Origin of the sequence: Mongoliibacter ruber (assembly GCF_003003005.1) — a bacterium.
In the GTDB taxonomy this organism is placed as follows: domain Bacteria; phylum Bacteroidota; class Bacteroidia; order Cytophagales; family Cyclobacteriaceae; genus Mongoliibacter; species Mongoliibacter ruber.
The window spans coordinates 331,443-354,580 of sequence record NZ_PVTR01000005.1 but is presented as its reverse complement, the minus strand read 5'-3'; the positions used below and the strand labels follow the sequence as shown (position 1 = coordinate 354,580).

Here is a 23,138-nt window from a genome sequence, read left to right as displayed (position 1 = left end):
ATAAATTTAAACCACAACCCAAAATACCAATGTTAAAACCCGATTTTATTGCAGGCGTGCCGTGGAGGAATGAAAGGGATCTGAAGACCCTTGTTGAGAATAGAACTACGTACACACTTCACGACTGTGAGCTGAATATTTTTGAAACCCATCAAGAAGCCAAAGATGTCAATTTGGTTTTCGGTGACTTGGTATTGACTACCATGCTCAAGGGTAAAAAAGTAATGCACCTATTTGACAAACCTGGATTTGATTATCTTCCTGGGGAGTCGGTTATTGTGCCTCCAAATGAAGTGATGAAGATTGACTTTCCGGAAGCCAAATTTGACAATCCCACGCAGTGCATTGCGCTTTCGATTTCTCAGGAGATGATTTCAAATACATTTAATTTGTTGAATGAAAGACTTCCAGACAAAGAAATCACAAAAGAATGGGGACTTGATTTATCCAATTTTCACTTGATCAATACCCAAGACCTATCGGAGATCATCAATAGATTCATCAGAATCGGGGTAAAAGAGCGCTCAAAGGAAAAAGACCTCATTGCTTCATTTGCGCTCAAGGAATTATTGATCAGGCTTACCCAGACACAGGCCAGGGAAATGCTTGAGCAGACTTACCAATCTTTGGCGTCTTCAAATAGGATTGCCCACGTAGTCGATTTTATTAAGAAAAATATAAGGGAAAACTTTTCTTTGGACACCTTGAGTGAAAAAGCATGTATGAGCAAGGCGCACTTCTCGCGAACTTTCAAAACAGAGCTAGGGCTAAGTCCAATGGAGTATATCCTTAAGGAAAGGCTCAATCTTGCCCGCAATTTCCTTAAGTTAGGCACCAAGCAGGTTCAGGAGGTTTGTTTTATGTCAGGGTTCAATAATCCAACCTACTTTATCAGGGCTTTCAAAAATGAATTTGGTATGACCCCAAAAGTTTATCAAAGTCAATTCCACTAACCATAGATTATTTTAGTGTGATAAAATTGTTAAAAAATAATTTATGGTTTTTATGGTGTTTTCGCCTGTTTTTTTTAAGTTTAGAAAAATTTGGTAGTTAAAAAACAATAAAAGTATTCAAATTACCAATTTTTATATGGCTGTAGTCAGTTGCAAATAAACCCACATTTGGAGTCTTTTACAAAGACTCCTTTTTTTATGCTTAATTTTTAAACCTTCTTTTTATATTTTTACATAAAAAATGGAAAAATAGGTTAAATTTTTAACCTGTTTTTGTAAAAATGACATTTTTGAGTTTTTATAGCTTTGCTTTTAAGCCATATTTTATTGGAAAGCTAATAATTGATGGATTTTGACATTTTTAATGCGGTTAACAGAATGAAATTTCATTTTTTTTCAAAAATCTTAGCGAAACTAAATATTAAATCAAAAAAAAGTATCTTTGCTGCCCAATTCTAGGGAGCAATGAAAGCAATTACCGTTATCATTCCGGTTTTCAACGAAGAAGGCAACATTCGCAAAATTCAGACGTCATTGTCTGATTACATGGATAAGTCTGCCTTTCGGGTATTTGGTCTATTTGTCAATGACGGTTCAAAAGATCAGAGTTTGTCACTGATCAAAAAAGTATGTTCGGAGGATTCGAGATTTAAGTTTGTTTCTTTTGCCAAAAATGCTGGCCTGAGTGCAGCCATAAAAGCTGGCTTTGATCACGCTACCTCAGATTGGGTTGGGTATATAGATGCAGACCTGCAGACTACACCTGAAGATTTTTTGAAGTTTGAGCCTTTTGTGGAGAAATACCAGTTGGTGACAGGAGAAAGACAAGACAGGAAAGACGGACTGGGAAAGAAGCTTTCTTCGAGCTTTGCAAACTGGTTTAGAAATAGTTTTTTACATGATGGAATGAAGGATACGGGTTGCCCTTTGAAGATTTTTGAGAGAAATTTTGTCAATAAGCTTCCTTTTTTCAACGGGGTACACCGTTTTTTTCCGGCTTTGACACAGATTTATGGAGGTCAAGTAAAAGTGATACCAGTGAGACATTTCCCCAGAACAGAAGGCGTGTCTAAGTTCAATGCCTTCAATAGAATGGTACAGCCCTTTTTGGATACATTATTAGTTCACAGATTGAAAAAACGATACATCAGGTATCGGGTTGATGAATTCCAATTACATGATTCTCCGCAATTGAATGAATAGCCAGCTGATTTTAGCCCTTGGACTGATAGCCCAGGGTCTTTTTGCATCCAGGTTTTTGGTACAGCTTCTCAAATCCGAAAAAGCCAACAAAGTAGTATCGCCTACTTTGTTTTGGCAATTGAGTTTGATTGCTTCGTTTCTTTTGATCATTTATGGGTTTTTCAGAAATGACATTGTAATAGTAGGTGGACAGGTGGTCGGCTATCTTATTTACATTAGAAATTTGCAACTGAAAGGGGAGTGGTCTTTGCTGCCTGCCTTAGTAAGGTATTCTGCATTTTTTCTTCCTTTATTGCTCGTTGTTTTTCTGATTTTTGGTTTTGACTATGATTTTAATGGATTGATTGACAATCCGGAGATTGAAGGACTATTGCTGACTTGGGGTACTTTAGGGCAATTGATATTTACTTCTAGGTTTGTAGTGCAATGGCTTTATTCGGAAAAGCAAAAAGAATCTGTGTTTCCAGTTTCTTTTTGGTATATCAGCACTGTTGGGGCGCTGCTAATTGCCAGTTATGCCATTTTGAGAAACGATGCTGTGTTGTTTATAGGGCAAGGTTTTGGCCTCATCGTATACCTCCGCAACCTGTATCTTCACCACAAATCAAAGGCGCCGAAGCCCATGTCTTTGTTTTTGAAATTCAAGCCGTACAGATTTCAGGCCTTATTGGTTTTTACGGGCATTGTGCTTTTTTTCAATCTAGGTGCTTGGTCGGTAACTGAAAGTAGCGAAGCGAGGTATGCGCAGATCGGCAAGGAAATGCTGGATTCTGGAGATTACATGCATCCTACATTGATGGGGATTTATCATTACCATAAGCCTCCTATGACTTATTGGATTACCGCTTTTTCGTATAAGATATTCGGTGTTTCTGCTTGGTCAGCAAGGGTGTTTATGCAGGTTGCTTTGTTGATGCTGCTTCTTCTGGTGAGTAGAATAGGGAAATTGCTCTTTCAGGATGACAAGAAAGCTTTTTATGGCACATTGATTTTTGCTTCATTTCCGACCTTTATCATAGCGGGCAGGGCATTGACCACTGATGCATATCTGGCGGTATTTGTCATGGCTGCGGTCTATTTTTGGCTCAAATACCTTAAAGATTACACAGTAAAATTTTTAGTGCTTTTTTACCTCATGTTGGGTTTAGGATTCTTAACAAAAGGCCCAGTGGTAATTATCGTCCCTGTAGTTTTGATGGTTTTTCAAGCCTTATATCAAAAAATCAAATTAGGATCTTGGAAGGGGCATTTGATAGGTGTTTTGATTTTTTTGACAGTTGGATTGAGTTGGTTTGTCATGCTCTTTTTAGAAGATGGACAGTTTGTGGATTACTTTGTATTCAAGCATACAGTTCAGCGATTTGCCACAGATACCTTCAGTAGAAGTCAGCCCGTCTGGTTTTATCCAGCAATTTTACTTGGAACAGCTTTTCCTTGGATCTTAATTATTGCTGCAAATATGAAAGGGTATTGGAAGAAGAAAGATACCCAATTGGTGTTTTTGTTGGCATGGATAATTATTCCTTTGATTTTTTTCTCTCTGAGTAAATCTAAATTGATCCTTTATATTTTGCCGATTTATCCTGCTATTGGGCTTCTTGCCGCAAAATTATGGTTAGGGTTAAGTGAAAAGAAACATCGTAAGTGGGATTTGATTCAATTCATTTTTCAGATGATTATTATAGTGGGTTTGGCAATCAGTCCTTTGATCGATCCGAAAATTGTGCTGAGCTACAAGTTTTTCTTTATTTTGACTATCACCGCCTCTCTACTCATTTCAATTAGGGTCATAGCGATGAAAATCGTGGATCGTATGGTATTCACATCCTACCTTTTTGTAATGGGAATCACCGTGGCATCTACCTATTTTTTCACTAGTAATCCAGGTTTAATGAATGATCAAAGGAGGATAGCGGCTTATATCGATCAGGAGTTTGCTGATGTTGAAAACATCTTGATCTATGATAAGCGAATGCCTTCAATGTCTTTTTTGAGCAATAAAAGTATCATATCCCTTTTTGATGGGGATGAAAGTCTCAATAGGGAAGTGCAGTTTGAGAAGGATGAAAGTTGGAAATCCAACTTGATAAACTTGAAAGAAAACCCTGAGTGGCTAAGAGATTCATTGCCAAACAGCTCAATCTTGATGGTGAAAAGGAATAAATTGAAGAAGCTGGATGAGACTGGATTGCCTTTTGAAAACAGGCATGAAATAGATGGTTGGATATTGTTCTACTGACACCCATCCTCAGGTATGGAGACCATACAATTTAAGTAGTACAGTCACCATACCATGACTCATTTTTTCAGTGTGGGATAGCATTCTGAGGTGGTTTTGAAGGGAAAGAATGTAGAAGACTCAGCTTTGTAGGCCAACTGAATTGGCTACTTTTCTAATATAGGAAGCTCCCTCAAGGTATTCTTCAGCATTGTCCAAATGTTCCATCATAACTGGTACATGAGGTATTTTTTTGATTTCAGTCATAAATGCGCTGTAATCTATCATCCCACGACCGGGAATAACTTCATCAAATTGAGGCATAAAGGTCCTTTCTTTTAGTACCAAATCTTTAGCATGACAGCTTTTGATATGAGTGCCTAACTTGGAAAAACATTCACGGATAAGGTCAGCATTTTTATAGAATACAGCAGGGCTTACCATCATATTGACAGGGTCAAGATGTACTCCAAAGGCTTTTCTGTCTATTGCTTTGATCAAACGGAGGTAGGAATCTGGATCCTCTGGGAAAATCCAAGGCATCGCTTCCAAGGTGTAAAAGGTCCTCTTGGGTTTGACCTCATCTATGATTTTCCGGGTTGTCTCCACTATCAATTCAAAAGTTTCGTCTGAAAAATTATCTGGATGTGGACCAGCCCAATTTTCGCGGTTGTTACTTCCAGCAATGTTGACACAGCATTGCGCACCTATTTCTTCTGCAAGTTGAAGAGAATTCACACATTTCTCTAAAGCCGCTTTCGCTGTTGACTGATCTGGGCTTATGGGGTTGGACCATGCGCCTACTTCAGCTATGATGATGTCGGCTGACCTGGCAGCTGCTTCATATGCCTTAATGGTTTCGATAGCTGCATTTGTGTCAACAGGGCAATATGCCGCCTTGTAGTTTAATTTTTTGAGTATGGCTATCCATTCTTCTGGACTGCTGTATTTTTCAAATAAAGGTCCACCGAGTTTGAGGGTTGGGTTTTCATTCGAAGCGAAAACATTGAAAGGAATAGTTGAGGTACCGAGTATTGCAGCAGTACTGATTTTGGTAAAATGGCGTCTGTTCATGGCTGGAGGTATTGGTGAAATATGTTGGGCTAAAATTTTTCTAAGTGATTTTTAATAGTCTTCAAAATAGTTTTACTTTAGTTAAATTGAAACATCAACACTGATTATTCTTATGCTGAAAGAGAAACCGAAGTCCTTTGCCCCCTTGGTCAACCCTGAAGAAGAAGCATTTTTTGCTGGTCCGCAAACCCGCTGGAAGGAATTCAGGTTTGTCACCAAAGTGGCGATAGAGTTTATCCGTGGATTTAGAATTTTACATTTTATCGGGCCATGTGTGACAGTTTTTGGCTCAGCAAGGTTCGAAGAGAAAGATAAATATTATCAAAAAGCCGTAGAGGTAGGGGAGCGTGTGAGTCAGATGGGATTTGCAGTGATGACAGGAGGAGGACCGGGGATTATGGAAGCGGCCAACAGAGGTGCCAAAAATGTAGGTGGCAAATCTGTGGGTTGTAATATCATTTTGCCGTTTGAGCAACATCCAAACCCTTATCTGGACAAATGGATGAATTTCAAGTACTTTTTTGTCCGTAAGGTATTGCTTTCCAAGTATAGCTATGCTTTTGTTGTGATGCCAGGAGGGTTTGGAACACTTGATGAATTTTTTGAGGCATTGACCCTTATCCAAACCAAGGTGATGAGAAGGTTCCCTGTTGTATTGATGTGCAGTGATTTTCACAAGCATATCTATCAGTATATACAGCATATGGCTGATTATGGTACAATTGACAAGGAAGACCTCAAACTTTTTCTTTTGACAGACTCTATTGATGAAATGGAAGCCCATATTATAAAGTATGCAGTAGAAGGCTATGGTCTAAAAAGGGCGGAGGAATTAACTCCTAATCCGATCCTAGGTGAAGAAAAACAGTAATTTTTTTTCTTACAAGGGCCAGAAAAAGAGAATCAAAGGTATTCCTATGGCTACAATCAAGAGTTCTAGAGGTGCTCCCATCCTTAGGTAATCGGTAAATTTGTATCCTCCCGGCCCCATTACCAAGGCATTGCTTTGATGTCCAATAGGTGTCAAAAATGCACAGCTGCCTCCAATAGCTACAGCCATCAAAAAAGGATCTGATGCAACTCCCATTCCGATAGAAATATTAAGGGCTATGGGAGCCATCAACACGACGGTGGCCGCGTTGTTTATGATGTCTGATAAAAACATTGTAACCACCAAGACAATAGTCAGAATAGCCCAAGGAGGGAGGCTGTCTTTTAAAAGTAGGATTTTCTCTGCGATTAGATTAGCACCTCCCGTGTCTTCGAGTGCTGTGCCAAGAGGCAATAAAGCACCAAGCAATATGATAACCGGCCAATCTACCGAGGTGTACAATTCTCTGATGGGGATCACCCGAAACAATACCATCAGCAATGCTCCTAATGTAAAACCTACCTGGACTTCCAAAAAACCGGATATGATGAGGGCAAGTGAAGATAAAAAGATCCCAAGGGCAAGGATGATTTTTTTTGGTTCACCAAGGTTTAGGCCTCTATCAGCCAATGGAAGACAGCCCATGCTGCTGAGTGTTTCATCGATTTTATCACTTTCTCCTTGTACCAAAATTACATCTCCAGCCTGGAATTTGACGTGATCTATGCGTTTTCGGATCTTTTGATTTTGTCTTGAAATCGCCAGTAGGTTGACACCGTATCTAAAACTCATGAGCATATCCGAGGCAGACCTGTCTAAGATGGGGCTGCTTTCCATTACCACAGCTTCCACTATGATAATGTCCTCGTTGTTTTTGGCACTTTCCTTTTCCTCTTGACCCTCACCCGCTAGGTTGGTTTTTGATTCGTTAATGAAATCCTTCAAATCTTCCGGATCTCCTTGAATGCTTATGATGTCATTTTCCCTAAATACAAAGTTCCTGCCCGGAGCATAGGTCAATTGATCGTTTCGGATGATGTTAAGGATTTGGATATTGCCTTTGGTAAATTCATAGATTGCCCTATGTGGCTGATCCTTGAGTTTGGAATCTTCGGGAATTACTACCTCAGTGATATAGTCATCAATGTTGAACCTGTTTTTATCATCACCTTTGGGGGCTCTTTTGGGTACAAATCTCCAACCTATAAAGATGATAAAAGCCAATCCAATAACAGCTATTCCAAGCCCTACCGCTGCGAAATCAAACATCCTGAACCGTTGACCAAATTGCTCTGCCCGAAAAGTAGATATGATGATATTAGGAGGAGTTCCTATCAAGGTAGTCATGCCTCCCAGTAAAGATGCAAAGGCAATAGGCATTAAATAGGAAGAAGCTGAATGGCCATGTTTATTGGCAATGAGAACTGCTAGTGGCATTGTCATGGCCAAAGCTCCTACATTATTCATAAATGCAGATGCGAAACACACTAGAATGCAAAGAATAGCCAACTGCACTGTAAAACTGAGGTCTTTTTCTATAAGTATCTTTGCCATGCTCTCTACCAAACCTGATCTAGCAAGTCCATGACTGACGACGAGTACCATGCCAACTGTAATTACAGCGGGATGGGCAAAGCCTAAAAATGCTTCTTCTGCCGGTACAATACCAAACAAAACCAATATCAACAAGCAGATGATTGACACCAGGTCATACCTTATTTTGCCCCAGGCAAATAGAATGACTGCCAAAATCAATGTGCCAAATACTACTTTCATTTCCATTATAAAAAGCTTTAAAGTGCCACATCCAAAATCATCATCAAGGTAAAACCTACCATAAAGCCTAAAACTGCCAAATCTGTATACTTATCTCTTTGGGTTTCTGGAATTACCTCTTCGACCACTACATATATCATTGCACCTGCAGCAAATGAAAGTGCATATGGGAGGATGTTTTTCATGTAGATCACGGCTATTGCCCCGATTACACCAGCCACAGGTTCTACCATGGCTGAAAGCTGACCAAACCAGAAGCTTTTCAACCTTCCCAAACCTTGCCTCCTCAGCGGCATAGAGACAGCCATACCCTCAGGTAAGTTTTGAATCCCTATCCCAATGGTCAAAGCAATTGCAGCAGTCAAAGTAGTTGCATCTAAGTCTAGCGCTGCAGACCCAAAAAGCATGCCTATGGCCAAGCCCTCTGGGATATTGTGCAATGTGATCGCCAAGACCAGAAGGGTTGATTTGTGCCATTTTGTTGGAATACCCTCAATTTCACTTTTACTGAAATTGATATGCAAATGTGGTAATAACTTATCGAGCGTAAATATGAAGAGTCCTCCTAGTAAAAAACCTCCGGCAACAGGTGCCCAGTGGTAACCTGGATAGATTTCTTCAGCGAAGTTGAGGCTTGGTGTAAGCAGTGACCAGAAACTTGCAGCAATCATTACTCCACCAGTAAACCCCAACATGGTGTCAAAGACAGATCTTTTGATGGTTTTAAAAAAGAATACTATCGATGCGCCCAAAGCTGTCATCAACCAAGTGAATACAGTAGCCAGCAATGCGGACCGTACCGGTCCCATCGCCAAAGCCCAAGCCTCTAATTTTTCTACCATAGTGATCAAATCAAAGTGAAATATGGTTGTTTTTAGCTGGACTTACAAAGGTTTGAGTTGTTTAGTTGAGTCACTTGAATAAAGCCTTTTCAAACTTCTTCATTGGATTAGAAATTGGCCATAAGGGCTACTACGAAATTTCTGCCTGGAGCAGCTATTCCCGAACCGTAGGTCCTATATCTGACATTGGTTATGTTTTCCACACCGGTACTTATGGAAATGTTTCCAATTAGTTGGTAGAAAGATTTAAAGCTAATTGTAGCCCATGAAGGGCTGAACGGGTTCCCATTTTCATCTACCGCATACAATTCTGGTTTTCCTCTTTCCTCCAGAGGTAATTGCTCAAAGGAAAATCCACTGGCGTATTCGGTATAGAGCTGCATTCTTAACTTTTCTCTGCTGTATTCCAATCGGGTAACTCCAAAAGTCGGGGGAGCATGTCTAGAAGGGCTTCGCTGTCCATCATCCATTTCTTCAGTACCTCTTTGTATATTGATTCTGGATGAAAATGTAAGGTAATTTGGTAGTTTGACTTCCAGGGCGGCTTGTAGTCCTAAGATGCTTACAAAAGCTGCATTTTGCAATGACAGTACCCTGCTGAGTTCGCCATCATAAAGGATGCTGTCCTGTCCATTTAAGCTTGTTTCTCTCCTGACAAGTGCATTTTCCAATCTGGTGTAGTAAGCGGTGAGGTCAATCATAATGTTTTCATTGATGACTTTTCCTGCGTTAGCTTCCAGGTTGTATGCATATTCAGCTTTAAGATTTGGATTAGGAATCATCACCGTGCCCGGTTCAGAGTCAAAAATTTTACCGATATCATCAACGTTGGGAGCCCTAAAACCGGTGGAGGCATTCAAATGAAAGGTCCATGTGTCAAATGGAGTGTAGACCCAGCCAGTACTTGCTGTTAAAGCACCTTCTTCATTTCTGCTCTCGGTGAACGGCAGTGGGTAAAACTCACTGTTTGCACTGAAATCAGCTCTAAGTCCAAACCTATTGTACCTTAGGCCACCTTGAATGAGTGAGGATGGACTGATTTTTTTCTGATAAGTAGCATATGCGGCATAGGAATTCCAACTAGCCATAGGGTATCTTGCTGCCGTCGAACTGCGCTGACCCGTCAGGATGTTGACTGAATTGCCCGTTGAGCGTACATCGTTCCAAACGTATTCCAAACCATAAAAAACCTTAGCATCATTGGGCAGTTCCTTGATGAAATCCAGATTTGCTGAATAGGCATCCACCTCTTCTTCTCTTGTTCTTCGATTGGGGTTATTGAAGTTTCTGTCAATCCTGCTTTCCCCAAAATGTTGCAGGGCAAGGCTCAGAGAGAATTGGTCATAGAGGATGTCTTTTTTTGCTGTGTGCGTAACCTTCAGGTGATTCATCATCCATGTTTGAGGACCATATTTCCATTCACCCGAAGCAGGAAGGCCGTTGGGGCGCATTCTAGTAAGTCTATCATACCTGTCAAACTCTGAACTAGCTGAGTAATGAAAGCCATATTGAAAATCCCATTTTTCATTGGGTGAAAAACGGAGTTTCTGCAAGATATTGATCTGATTGTATGCTGTTGGTGTTTGTACCTCGGGATCTGGATTGTCAACTACAATATCTTGGTCATTCTCTCTGATCACATTAAAAGGTCTCAAAAAGGCATCTGGACCACGGCTGCCCATCCTTAGGTCTCCATACTCTTGTCTACTGAAACTGGTCACACCTGCCCATTTTTTGCCACCATATTTCACATGAATATGACCTGTTTTCTCTCCATTGGCAGTACTGGTTCTCAAGCTTGTGTTTCCGCTGATAAGGAGATTGTCCTCAGTTGAGAATTCCGGTTGGAGGGTTTGGAAACTCATCACTGCACCGATGGCATCACTTCCGTAAATGATTGATCCCGGTCCAAAAAAAACTTCAGTGCTTTCTGTGGCAAAAGGATCCAGTGAAATAACATTTTGAAGATTCCCACTTCTGAAAATAGCGGTATTCATTCTGACTCCATCCACAGTGTACAGTAGTCTATTTGTCGAGAACCCCCTGATCATGGGACTTCCACCACCCTGTTGGCTTTTTTGAATGAAAACCTCACCTGAAATGGCCAGTAAATCAGCGGCTGTCTGAGGGTTTAGGAGTTCTCTTTCTTCCTTGGTGATAGAGGTGATTCTTGCGGGTATTTCCTGCCGGGATTGACTCCATTTGGTAGCTGATACGACGGCCTGTTCCAATGCAATAGTGCTAGATTCCAAATAGACAATAAATTCTTTTGCCTGAAGTTCGGCAAAAGTCCTTAATTTAGGTTTGTAACCATATAGCCTGATTTCGACTTTATCAGATGTGGAAAATGAGCTTAAATCAACCTGGCCAGATTTATCTGTAAATGCAATGATATTGTTTTTGGATTGGGAAACGGCTACAAATTCAATGGGTGAGTTGCTTTCTTTATCCAGAATTTTTAATGTCTGACAATGTACTTGTCCGATAGTTGATAAAAAAACTAAAAAGAAAATAGATACTTTCAAATTCATCATTTGGGTCAATGGATTTGTTCAATATTACTTCTAATTAATCTATTTTCAAGGCTCTTTAGGATTACCTTTGTTTTCTTCTTAGGAGTGGATAAAATCAAGTGTGAACTTTTCAAATTTTAATAATAAAGGGACTTTTCATTTAAAATAGTATGATTATTCACCACTTTGCCAGTAGATTATAATTCTAGTTTTAATGTTTGATTCAGATCAATAAATAACTTGGCAGAGACGGATCCAACTCGTCTCTCAGAGGACAGGTATCCCTTTGCCAAAAAAACCTCGTTTAATTGATTAGTGGCTTGATTGCGGATAATCATATAAGCATATTTTGTTTAATGGCATTTGGGATTTATAAAAAGTTTAAAAATTCTATCTAAATTTTAGTTTTATGATTATGTTTTTAATTGTATTATTTTAATAAATAAAATCATTTTTCATTGCGATTAAAAAATTAATACGCTAACTTTCATTTAGTTAACGCTGTTTTTGAATTTTGTTCTTGTGCGGTGATTGGAAAAGTTTTTAGGTTGGAAGCATAATTTTTTTGGTGGGATTTAAAAAGCTGCAAACTGTTTTTTACCTCTTAACCTTTTATGCAATGGAAGAAATGCAGAACATTCAGGAGCTTCTGTCCTCTGTTTTTGGACAATTTCAGACATTTACCAAAAAACAAAGAGATGACTGGGAGGCCGCTTTGCCTATAACGATTTCGGCTTTGGCAAAGCAAGATGTCAGTCAGATTAGAAATCAATCCTTTGTATTTGACAGGATGGATTTGTTTCAAAAAAATCAAATTGACGAACAAAAGAGGGCGTCGGTCAGGAAGGCAGTGAAAGACATAAGGCAGGAGGAGAGATCCTCAGATACCCGAGTATTTCTCAGAGAAGTGCCAATACGTAGTACTCAGGTACCTAATAGTGTGCCGCAGTGGGCTGCAGGTTCTAGGCCCGAAGTCACTTATGGACCTCTTCCACACATTGATGGGCGCGAGATTTTTGTAGATGTATATCGTGTAGAAAAGATGGTAACGCTCTTTCAGCCAGGTAATAACCAGCCTGCGCTGCTTTTTACAGGTCGGTGGAGTTCATCTGGTAGATTGGTATTGCAAAGTGATAAACTTACTGATTCGTCCAGAAATGAATATAGTTTGGTAGAAGGGTCTGTTTGGATAAGGGCTGATCTTTTTGCTGTTGGCCTTCCTTCAGATAGGTACATTGGATTGGCAGTAAAAAACGGTGCAGTCAAGCTCAGTACCAAACCATCTATTGTTGGAAACAGGCTGGTAATTCCCAATCAGTCCAAAGTAAGTGTTGCTTTGGAGCTTAAAGCGCAAGAATTCACTTCACAGGGTGAAGAAGGCTTAGGTCAGGATGCAAGAGAATTGAAATTAGACCAACCGGAAAAATTTGAATTTGAGTTTACAAGTCCAGGAATCGCCAAAATCAACAATATTACAGAAGCATCTTGCATGCTCTATGGGGAAGAGATGAGATTCAGCCATCTTACTTCCGGTACTCCATTTTTTCATCAAAGGACCAATAGGTTGATGATACCTATGCGATGTGATAAAGAGGAACTTGAAATCCTTGACCAAAAAAGCCCTTACGTGAAGTTAAATGGAAAAGCAGGTCTGGAAGCTTCATGGTGGGCTATCCCTGCAGCATTATTGGATATCAATGCTCCCCTTCAAGCTTCAGGTGCAGGAGGCTTGGCTGTTTTGACCAAAGAGGGTTTTAGGGTTTCCTGTCTTGGGCAGCATGGTAATGAAGGGAGATTGATTTCACCTTTGTTTTTATTGGATCCTGGAAGGATAGGCATAACCGATGTCAAGTCTAATTGGTTGGGAGTCTATCAGGATATTCAACATTACAAGGATAATCTAAATCCCCACGGCACTTCCTTACATCTCTTTTTTTCAAAAGAAAGTCCGTTTGTTTATAATGTGCTTGCAGAAGGTGTTGAGTTGACGATGACTGAAGTAAATGCCGATGTACAACTGGATAGACCAGTGCAAGTAAATGGCCATGCTTTTGAAATAAAGACTAAGAATTCAGTCTTTGTCACCTTTGCTTCCGCCGAAAAAAATGCAGTTTATTTTTATGATGGTAACATCATTTGGGACAACCAAGAGGGCAAAGCGGATCGTAGGATGCCAGGTTTTAAGACAAGAGCCATAGCTCTGGAAAACGGACTTTTTTCAGTTTCTCCTGTGAATTCCTGTATCATTTTCGGAGTAATCAATTCAACTTGGGACAAAATAACTGAAAGCCATACTTTTTTACAGTTTGGTCTATTTGGATACATGCCTACTTTGCCTGATCCTTATTTGGTCAATTATAAATGGAGGAGAGATACCCGAGTGAATATCCAAAAAGGATTGGATGGGGTTCAAAATTGGTTGATCTGTCAGCTTGTACAAAAGCCATTGGAGAAGGATTTGGATGAGTTGACAGTTAGTTTTCATCATGCGCAAGCGCTACAGGGGTTTCCTTCAGCCCCACAAAACGCTCCTGTGTCAACCGCTACTGCCCAACAAGCCTCTGTATACAAACCCATAAGGGAGTTTAAACCTATAGTTCCTGAAAACCGCAAAAACGATTCTAGGTTGGTAAATGAATTACCGGATTATGAAAAGCAATTTGGCGACTTGTTTGGTCAACAGCTGCTGGACTATTTTACCTTGTTGGATGTCAGTAGCAATGCCAATCAAATGGGGGTAGCCGTTGGGCCTGGGAACTATCGCCCTGGCAGAGGACGCAGAGATGAAAGGACAGGAGTGGCTAAGGAAGTTGAACAAGGGAATTATGATATTGAGGCAGTTAACCATTCAGGGTTGATCATTGATGGGATGCAAGTTCAGTTGCCTGCTACTATGGCTAGGGTATTTGTTTTGCCTCAAGTAGCTTGGGAACCAGTATACAACTTAAGTCCTCCTGATGCAGTGGAAGATACCAATGGTAACGAAATTACCATGCCAGGTGATCCCAAAGGAGGTTTTAATTATTATCCAAATGATGGTGGACCAACTAGGATTTTCAACAATTACCCAATTCCCATTCAGCTTGCCCCCCTTCCTTTAAGTCATTTTATTACGCAGAGATACAAAAATGACCAGAACTCCATACTTCAATGCTTTTTTACACTTCCGTTTGGCTTGAAGGCCGTTTCATTCCTGACTTATATAAATGAAAAGGAAAAGACTAAACCCTCAGTACAGATGGTTCAGCCAAGCTTCTTTGAAAATGTAAAAGGTGGGCTGCACATCAGTACAATAGCAGGAGATCACGGAAAGAAATTTTCTGATAAGGAAGTTGAATCCCCTGATAAAGATGACAAACCCATGTTTGCCGGAATGACCGTCCAACTTTCCAATATTCTGGATAATAATGGAAGCGCAACAGGTACAAGTACTTTAGGACACAGCGTCACCTACATTTTCAATGGAGAATTTTTTATAGATCAGGCACAACCTAGTCAGGTCACAGGCAGGGGAGTTCCGCTTTCAAGAATCGACTTTACAGGCTATGGAGCCAGTACTTTCAGTGATTGGGTCAGTCCTTCAGCAGCAATAGCTCAGACCTCCCAGGCCAAGTTTGAAGTGATGCTGGGGCGTACTGCTCATGAAGTGATTCAAGTGAAGAGTTTGATTTATCCTTGGGGCATTCGGGTAGTCAGAACGATCACAATTTTTAGGGGAGCAAATGGTTTTGTCTTCCGTACTGACAGTGGTTGGCAGGCTGAGTCAGATGGACTTTTTGATTTTAGTTATCAGTTCAAAAGGGACGGGGAGCTACACAAGGAAAAAAGTCCATATAAGCTGCATCCAGGCTTGGTCTATGGGCTTTTTGATATCAAAAATATAAAGGAAGACCCTACAATGCCTGAGTTTAGTGATACCAGGGATTATGTCAAGAATGAAGCATTTATCAATATTTTTGGTGAAGAGGTTGAACTTGGTGCAGCTAGAAAGCAAGATATAAAGTGTGTGCCGGTATGGTTTGATGCGGATATTCTGCTGGAAAACACAGTACAGGGGCATAATGACGGTAAAGTGCCTGCCAAAAAAATCCTAGGTTATGTACAATTGGCCCCAACTGGTATTCCGTTGACAGAGGACCAATTTGTTTCCTTACTGGACCTCCAAGGGGGCATCATAGGGGCTGATGTAGATTGTATTATTGACCTCAATAAGAGTGGTCAGCAAATGAGAGTAAGCAGGGTAGACTTTACCCACGCCAAGGACAATTCAGGTTCTCCTGTTTTTGTGATTGCTCCAAAAGGGTCGGTATTTCTTCCTAAAGATGGCAGTTGGACCTTGGTTTCTCATGAAAGGGGTACAGGAGATGTCACTCCATTGCCTATTCATGAAGCTATTCCTGTGATCAGAACAGGTGAGTGGATCAAAGAAAAAGTAGTCAATCCTGAAGTAGTCCAAAAAAACTTAATTCGCTTGGCCAACCCAGGTGAAATAGTAAGGAACCCTCAGCCTGATACCCTGAACTTTGGATTTTTACAATCCACAGCTACTCAAAAAGCACTGTTTCTTACACCATCATTTGCAAGAAATTCCAAAAAAATATTGAGCAAAACGCCACCATTGTTTGCTGATGCATACAGGCTCATGCGGGATAATACGATTTTCCCTAATAGTGGAAATGCGAGTAGTGATTTTGGATCAGCTGTACCCTTATACAACGTTTTTGCAGCAAATAATCCCAATATTGCTATTAAGGCTTTCAATGAGGTTGATTACCATGATGGCAATATCAAGGTCATGGAATTGCTGGAAATAGATCCTGTCAAGGCAGGTGAAGCTGTAGTTGCTCAAGGATTTAAGCTTTTGTCGGGAACAAAAAACCCATTAATAGGTCAGGCAGTATCCTTTGAAATGCCAACAGCCAATGAGGTGGAAATAGTGAATATGCCTAATGTCCTGAGGATTTATATGGACTATAAAATCACTCCCAACAATGGATCCCAACAAAATTCCAAGCTGGATTTTGACATCAACTCATTTGCTCAAAATGCAGCAGATACATGGAAGAGCCGGGTTAAAGATGTGGCCATGGTGGTAGACTTGGGCAGTTTCAAAAGGTTGATGAGCATCAAAGGAAATTTCGATGCCTACAAAGGGAAAATGCCCGGATATGAAGGAGACTTGTCTTCAGGAGGTAATTCATCCAATGGGATTTCTGTTCCTGAGGTACAACTTTCAAAAGAGTTGGAAACTGTAGTAAATATTTTGCAGATCCTCGCTTCTTTGGGCAATGGAGATTATGCCGATATTATGAAAAAAGGCTTAAAAATAGCCATGGGGAATGCAGGTGAGATTTGGGAATATAAATTTGAGGCTTCACAGGAAATCCCAACCATTCAGTTTCCTCCGGGTGAACTATACAATGACCCCAATACACCACTGAGGCTTGAAGCTTCCATGGCGCTTGGATTTTTCTTCAATGCCGCATTAAAGGTTACTTCTCAGCCAAATCAATTGATTCCCACAGCAGGGGCTTTTCTTCAGTTTAAAGGAGGCTTACAGGTGATGTGTGCCACAGTTAGTGTAGCCACCATTTATGCTGTAGGAAAAGTGGATTTGAAGCTTGCCTGCGATACCAAAGATGGCCCCAATGTACGTATGAAGTTTGGTTTTGGGGCAAACATCACTGTTGGGCTACCTGTCATAGGGAATGTGAGTGTGACTTATTTGGTAGGAGCGGATCTTTTTATAGCAAAGGATAAATTCCAACTGCTCGCTGTGATTCTGTTCAAGGGCCGGATAAGTCTAGCCATGGGACTGGTGTCAGTCACCATTTATATAGAAGCAGCTGGAGGTGTTTCAAGGTCAGGTAATAGAACAGAATGTGTTGCCTCCATGACATTTGGTCTGGAAATCAGCATCTGCTTTGTCATAGATATTAGTTTCGAAGAAACTTGGCAAGAAAGAAGGCAAATCGCCTGATCCAAACCATCATTTTTAAATAATCTTAATTATGGAAAAATTCAGAGCTTTCACCACGATGGTTTTCCCTCAAAGATTTGATGGGAAAAGCCTTCATGTTAACATAGTCATCGTTCCAAGGAATCATAATCCATTTGAACCATTTCAGCTAGGGTTAAGTCCAGTTCAGCAAGTGCCTCCTTTTGTAACACTTCAACCTGAGTTTTCTCTGGCATTTGTCAAAGGCTTGGACGATTTTCCGCTAAGCAATGCTTCAGCAGCCAATAGGCAACCAAGATTGGTGACTGCTGCCATCAAGCCCAGCGAAAAAAAGTATGATACCATTAAAGGTGTTGCAGATATTTTTGGTATTGACAATATCAGTGATACACAAGACAAACTTGGTGATGTGCTGGACTTAAACCTGAGTGTGAAGAAATTCCTTCCGGAGTCCTACAGACGAAGTTTTAATTTTACCCGACCTGCCCACCCCAATGCTGTCACGGACGATAGTTATGAATGTGCCTTGAAAAAAGAGGTTGATGAAATTATTGACTATCAACCCAAGAAGGTGTTGAGCTGGGGAAAAGTATTTGCCTACATATTCAAGCAACCTCTTTTAGCTGAAGCTTGCGGAATGATCTACAAAACAAAAATCGACTTGAGTCCTGATGAAATCGCAGATGGCGGGTATTTGTATGTAGATGTAAGCAATCAGGCATGGGCTGAAATCCAGAATCAAACTTTGGAGCATGATGATGGTCCCCTTATCAAAAGATACGCCGCTAGAATTCCCAAATTGGAAGAAGAGAAATCACGTCCGGTTTTTGCCCCTATTCTTTTCCCAGTTTTGTATAGAAAAAGTGCTCAGACAGAATTTGAGGTGGTTCCTCCAGCCCCATGGGACACACTTTTCAAAGAAAGTATCGTGTATGATGACGGGTTTGCCAAGATTGTCCATGCAGGTCAGGCAGTAAGCACAGATATTCTTAAAGAAATTCCAGACGGCATTCATCCCCAATATGAGTCTGGTATAAGGTTGGCTTGGGATGATGAACAGATCTTAATTTGGTATATCAGGCAACTGGTTGAGAATGAAGCAGAAATACCTGGAAATGGGAAAAGGGTAGACTCGCCTTTGGGAGTGGCAGGTTACAAAATTGATGTCAGGGAGCAGCAGGAAGGAGCAGAATGGGAAAACCTCAACAAGGCTTTTTTGAATAGGGGTATTATTGCACTTACAGATAACCTAGAAGATAGGACTGTTGAACTGCCACATCAGGTTTACCCCTCCAAGAAGCGTACCCTGCAGCCTAACCCTTATTGGTTGCCGATGTACTTTGCTAACTGGATCGGGAAAAGTATGGCTGTCGAAGATAGGGATGCCATAGAGATTTATAAAAACGATAAAAAAAATAAAGGTTTTATTGACGATAAAGAAAATCCAAAAGAAGAACCAAAACAAACCGAAAAAAATGATGTGTTGACAGCTCCGGAAATAAGAACGGAGCTGAGGTATGGGAAAACTTATCAATTCAGAATAAGAATGGCCGACCTTAGTGGGGGAGGGCCATCCCTTGAGGATGACCCGCTTCATGCAGGACCTTCTCCTCAGACCACTGTTTCTTTCAAAAGATATTTAGCACCTGATAATTTAAGAATAGAAAAACCGGATCATATCTCAAAGCTAGAGGGGAAATACTTTAATGCTGAGGATAAGGAGGAAACCACCTTTTTAGACAATCAGCTGTTGAAGATCCAAAGGCCACTTATGGAATATCCGGGAGTGGTATTGACTGGTAAATACCAACAAAGGGGACAGGATCCTATTCAAATGCTGAAAAATCTTGACTTCAATACGGATGATCAGTTGGTCTTGGGAGTTCCTGATCCCGATGCCAATATGGTGGAGTTCAAAATAGAAGTGAAAACATTACAAATGGACAATCAGCTCAGTCTTGAAGGGAATGAAAATTATATCACTTTGTACACCACCAAAAGAAATTTTTCGGAGGACTTTACTGAGGGATTAGAGGTTCCTATTGCTTTCATTGATGTGCCTGTTTTGAACCTTGGAGAACCTACCAACCCTTTTTTAAGGGACGACCTCAAAAAAGAAGATTTGGATAAAATGGAAGGAATTATCCTTCCAAAAGGAAGGCATATAAGATTAAGCCTAAGGGCAGTAGCAGATGGAGGCTCTGTGGATGATCAGACGTATTTTGGATTGATCAATGAAGGAAATCCAGAACTGGATAGCAGGTATGGGAAAGTATTGCAGTTTTTGTTTTATAAAGAAACTGATTCTGAAGAAAGTCTTTTGATACCATATAAAAATATTCCGACACATCAGGCATTGTTTTTAAGGGCAAATGAAGTCCCCGTGACCAAAGGAAATCTAAAGGATATTCTTAAATTTCATTTGCTCAAAAATAAATCTCAGGAAATCCCTGATATCGTTCAACGCTTGGCGATGGCATTGGGATTGAGGGCCAAAGGCATGACACTGTATGCTCCTAAAGGTGAAAGGATAGTGTTTGGAGTAAGCAGTAGAATCAGACATTCGCTTGCACCCGATGGCAGTAGTGTGACTTTTGCCAGCAGGTCTGAACTTCAGGATCATTGGTTAGGTTGCCTCAGCTATCAAGTCAATAGAGATTGGGCTTGGGACAGCCTTGAAACAACAGCATTCAGTATTGGCAAAACAACTGTCTTCAGAAGGGATATGATAGAGGCCGCTTCAGGTAATTACACGGCACGTCAAATCCTACAAAGAAAGCTTAAAGAGGTGCTTGGCTTAAGTATCGATTACCCATCAGATGGCCCTGCACCCATTCAGGAATCCAATGTAGGAGATATTGAATTTCTGGAGACCGCTTCATTCGAATCCTTGCAGGAGAATAGGTTTGGACGTGTTGAAAGAGGGTTCACACGGATAGTTTTTATAGATGCTGTTGAACCCAAATCTCCATTTAGGAGGTCGGTGTCCAATAGCAACCCTAGATTTCCTGATGAGTTATGGGTAGATTATACCATTACACCACATGTCAAAAAAGGTCATGCCCCGATAGATCAAGTGCTGGCTGAGGACCTTAAATTGCCAACTGTTTTACGACCAAGTCAGGTTCCTAAAATTGTATCTGTAGGATTAGCCTTTTCTCCTTATCACCGTTCCGATGATTACAGCAGCACCGAAGCACGCAGCAAATACCTTTGGGTGGAGTTTGATGAGGCTATTCAGAGTCCCGATGATACTTACTTCTGTCGGGTGTTGGCTAATTCCCCAGATCAATTGCTGAGTTCTAATAATTTGGATCAGTTTGCGGCACCGGAGGAATCTGACTTACCGATTGCCCCTGAGTTTACTCGTGTCGTTGTACCTGGACAATCCGATGATATGGCAGGCTTGGACGCCATGCAGCCCATGATCAAAGCCAATGACAGTGATAGGCATTATATTTTGCCTCTTCCTCCGGGACTTCATCCTGAAAGTCCTGAAATGTTTGGGTTTTTTACTTACGAGTTTAGGGTTGGGCATACCCATTGGGCGGAGCAGGAAGATAATTTGTGGTCTACTGCCCAAGGGAGGTATGGAAGACCAATTAGAGTGACAGGACTTCAGCACCCATTTCCGAATTTGCTTTGTAGTGTTACCAGAGATGAAAATTTTCTATATGTCAGTGCACCTTTTGCTAAGGCAGTTTTAAAAGGGAAAAATGTTACTGCAAAACCACCGAGAACAAGTTTGTGGTCTTTGCTTTATACCCAGGTAAGTCAGGCAGACGGACTGGATTTTAGAAATATCTTATTGTCAGAAAAGATTATGAGACATGATTTCGAAAAAGAGAAAGAGCAAAAGGCATCTGAAATTGAAAAAAAGCTTCAGTCTTTTACTTTTGTACCAGCAGCGTCTAATACCCCAAGCAAGCCAGTTAGTTTTGAATTCAAGCCTGAGATAGTGGATATTGGCGCTTTTCTTTCCCTTCACAAAAATCTACATTCAATGGGAACTGTCGCTTTTTCCAGCTTGGAAATTGCGGAATTATTAAAGAATATGGGACTACCTGAGGATAGTCCATTGAGTGTGATTGTAGTGGAAGTGTATGGTAATATCACCAACTTTTCGGATCATATTAGAAACATGAGAAGAGGTATGACAGGGTTTGCGGGATTTGCGGCAAACCAATGGTCCGGTGATTTCCAAGGTGGGAATCATTCCCATGAAAACCAACTGCCTCTTTCATCAGGGCTAGGACAATTTAGGATTTTGAGGACTTCTCCGCTCACAAAAGTACCATTTGTCTGTTGTCCTACTTGTGAAAATTATTAAGCAGAAAAGACCTGCTTTGGAAAAGGCAGGTCTTTTTTCATTTCAAGCTTTTTTTGATCAAGCTCGTCCCTTTAACATCAGGTTCCAATACATGAAAGGAAGCCCGTACTTTTTGAGTAGCCACATGGAGTACTGTTCCTTATTGGTATTTACAAACTTGGAAATGATTGGGTCGCTATCCCTTACATTGTTATATTTAAATTCTGCCAGGACCATCTTTCCGTAGCCCGTTACCAGAGGACAAGAAGAGTAACCTTCGTATTTTTGCTCTCCTATTTTCTTGCTTTTTATCAGCTTTATGATATTGTCGACCACTACAGGTGCTTGTTTTCTGACAGCTGCGCCTGTTTTTGCAGTAGGCAAAGCAACGACATCACCTAGCCCAAAGACATTGTCAAACCTTTTATGCTGTAAGGAGAATTGATCTACTTCTAGCCAACCTTTGTTTGGGCCTTCTTGATATGAAAATGGGGATTCAATGATGAAATCAGGAGCCCTTTGGGGTGGGGCAAGATGTAGCAGGTCATATTTCATCTTTATTTCGGATTCTCCCACAATATCTTCTCCTAGATTATTGTCCACTACCATTGCGCAGTTTTGCAAATGGCTGTTCATAAATCGATACGTAATTTCTTTTTTTTCTCCATCTATTTTGACGGGAGCATAATAGGTCTTTAGATTGATGTCCCTATCAATTATGATTTTGCTTAAAGTTTTTGCAATTTCCTTTACCCCAAATATCACAGTCCCTGGGGTTGCAAAAATCACATTAACTTTGTCCCTAATCCCTTTTTTCCTAAAATAATGCTCCGACAAATACATGATTTTTTGAGGAGCTCCACCACATTTTATAGGTGTATTGGCTTGCGTAAAGACCGCATTTCCTCCTTTGAAATTTTGCAGTTTTTTCCAAAAACCCTCCGGATCAGTATAAATACTTCCAACAGAATCAGTTTGCATTGCCTCTTTCAATCCAGGTAGCAAACTGAAATCAACAACTAAACCTGGAGCCACTACTAAGAAGTCATAAGTGTACTCCGAACCGTCTTTGGTGACTACTTTGTTGTTTTTCGGGTCAAAAGATTGTGCGAAATCCTTGATCCAATCTACCCCTTTTGGGATGTAATCAGCTTCTTTTCTCTCTGTTTTTTTAAAGTCGAAAGTACCCGCACCTACCAGCGTCCAAGCCGGTTGGTAGTAGTGTTTTTCTGAAGGTTCGATCAATGCTGTTTTGATTGACTTGTCTTTTCTGCGTAGTTGAGCAGCGACAGTAATGCCTGCTGTACCTCCTCCGATTATTATTACGTTATAGTGGCTCATGGCTATTGGGGTTTGATTTGATAGTAAAGCTAAACCCTTCAGAGCACTATAACAGTGATAAATCTCACATAAAAAAAGC

11 protein-coding genes are annotated in these 23,138 nt (G+C 40.6%); 6 read left to right on the top strand and 5 right to left on the bottom strand.

What is annotated here, in order from left to right; genetic code table 11:
- Positions 1 to 29 precede the first annotated feature (29 nt).
- The 3 genes from CLW00_RS10550 to CLW00_RS10540 all read left to right on the top strand — a co-directional run bounded on the left by CLW00_RS10550 (position 30) and on the right by CLW00_RS10540 (position 4,395).
- Positions 30 to 953, top strand: a complete 924-nt coding sequence (locus tag CLW00_RS10550; protein WP_106133649.1) for an AraC family transcriptional regulator — start codon at positions 30 to 32, stop codon at positions 951 to 953.
- Between the two features lie 465 nt (positions 954 to 1,418).
- Positions 1,419 to 2,156 (top strand): glycosyltransferase, encoded by a 738-nt coding sequence (locus tag CLW00_RS10545; RefSeq protein WP_106133648.1) that lies wholly within the window; start codon positions 1,419 to 1,421, stop codon positions 2,154 to 2,156.
- Complete coding sequence (locus CLW00_RS10540; RefSeq protein ID WP_106133647.1) at positions 2,149 to 4,395, top strand: lipid-A-disaccharide synthase N-terminal domain-containing protein; 2,247 nt, start codon at positions 2,149 to 2,151, stop codon at positions 4,393 to 4,395. The genes CLW00_RS10545 and CLW00_RS10540 overlap by 8 nt, the downstream gene beginning before the upstream one ends.
- Positions 4,396 to 4,515: 120 nt before the next feature.
- Here the strand turns inward: CLW00_RS10540 and CLW00_RS10535 are convergent, their stop codons facing one another.
- Complete coding sequence (locus CLW00_RS10535) at positions 4,516 to 5,448, bottom strand: sugar phosphate isomerase/epimerase family protein (RefSeq protein ID WP_106133646.1); 933 nt, start codon at positions 5,446 to 5,448, stop codon at positions 4,516 to 4,518.
- Positions 5,449 to 5,560: 112 nt separating this feature from the next.
- Between CLW00_RS10535 and CLW00_RS10530 the strand changes: the two genes are divergently transcribed.
- A complete protein-coding gene (locus CLW00_RS10530) occupies positions 5,561 to 6,319 on the top strand; it encodes an LOG family protein (RefSeq protein WP_106133645.1) in 759 nt (252 codons plus the stop codon).
- 9 nt (positions 6,320 to 6,328) lie between these two features.
- Here CLW00_RS10530 and CLW00_RS10525 read toward each other — a convergent pair whose 3' ends face one another.
- From CLW00_RS10525 to CLW00_RS10515, 3 genes are all read right to left on the bottom strand, one after another.
- Positions 6,329 to 8,095, bottom strand: a complete 1,767-nt coding sequence (locus tag CLW00_RS10525) for an SLC13 family permease (protein WP_245917228.1) — start codon at positions 8,093 to 8,095, stop codon at positions 6,329 to 6,331.
- 17 nt (positions 8,096 to 8,112) lie between these two features.
- Positions 8,113 to 8,937, bottom strand: coding sequence for a ZIP family metal transporter (locus CLW00_RS10520; protein ID WP_106133643.1), 825 nt, complete (start codon positions 8,935 to 8,937; stop codon positions 8,113 to 8,115).
- A gap of 107 nt (positions 8,938 to 9,044) precedes the next feature.
- Positions 9,045 to 11,471 carry a TonB-dependent receptor plug domain-containing protein gene (locus CLW00_RS10515; RefSeq protein ID WP_245917227.1) on the bottom strand — a complete coding sequence of 809 codons (2,427 nt, stop codon included), beginning with the start codon at positions 11,469 to 11,471 and terminating at the stop codon, positions 9,045 to 9,047.
- Between the two features lie 598 nt (positions 11,472 to 12,069).
- Between CLW00_RS10515 and CLW00_RS10510 the strand changes: the two genes are divergently transcribed.
- The gene (locus CLW00_RS10510) at positions 12,070 to 17,430 is read left to right on the top strand and encodes a hypothetical protein (RefSeq protein ID WP_106133641.1); all 5,361 of its coding nucleotides are present in this window, start codon (positions 12,070 to 12,072) and stop codon (positions 17,428 to 17,430) included.
- A 31-nt stretch (positions 17,431 to 17,461) separates the two neighbouring features.
- Positions 17,462 to 21,739 carry a hypothetical protein gene (locus CLW00_RS10505; RefSeq protein WP_106133640.1) on the top strand — a complete coding sequence of 1,426 codons (4,278 nt, stop codon included), beginning with the start codon at positions 17,462 to 17,464 and terminating at the stop codon, positions 21,737 to 21,739.
- Positions 21,740 to 21,796: 57 nt separating this feature from the next.
- Here CLW00_RS10505 and CLW00_RS10500 read toward each other — a convergent pair whose 3' ends face one another.
- On the bottom strand, positions 21,797 to 23,059 hold the full coding sequence (locus CLW00_RS10500; protein WP_106133639.1) for an NAD(P)/FAD-dependent oxidoreductase: 1,263 nt from the start codon (positions 23,057 to 23,059) through the stop codon (positions 21,797 to 21,799).
- Positions 23,060 to 23,138: the final 79 nt, after the last annotated feature.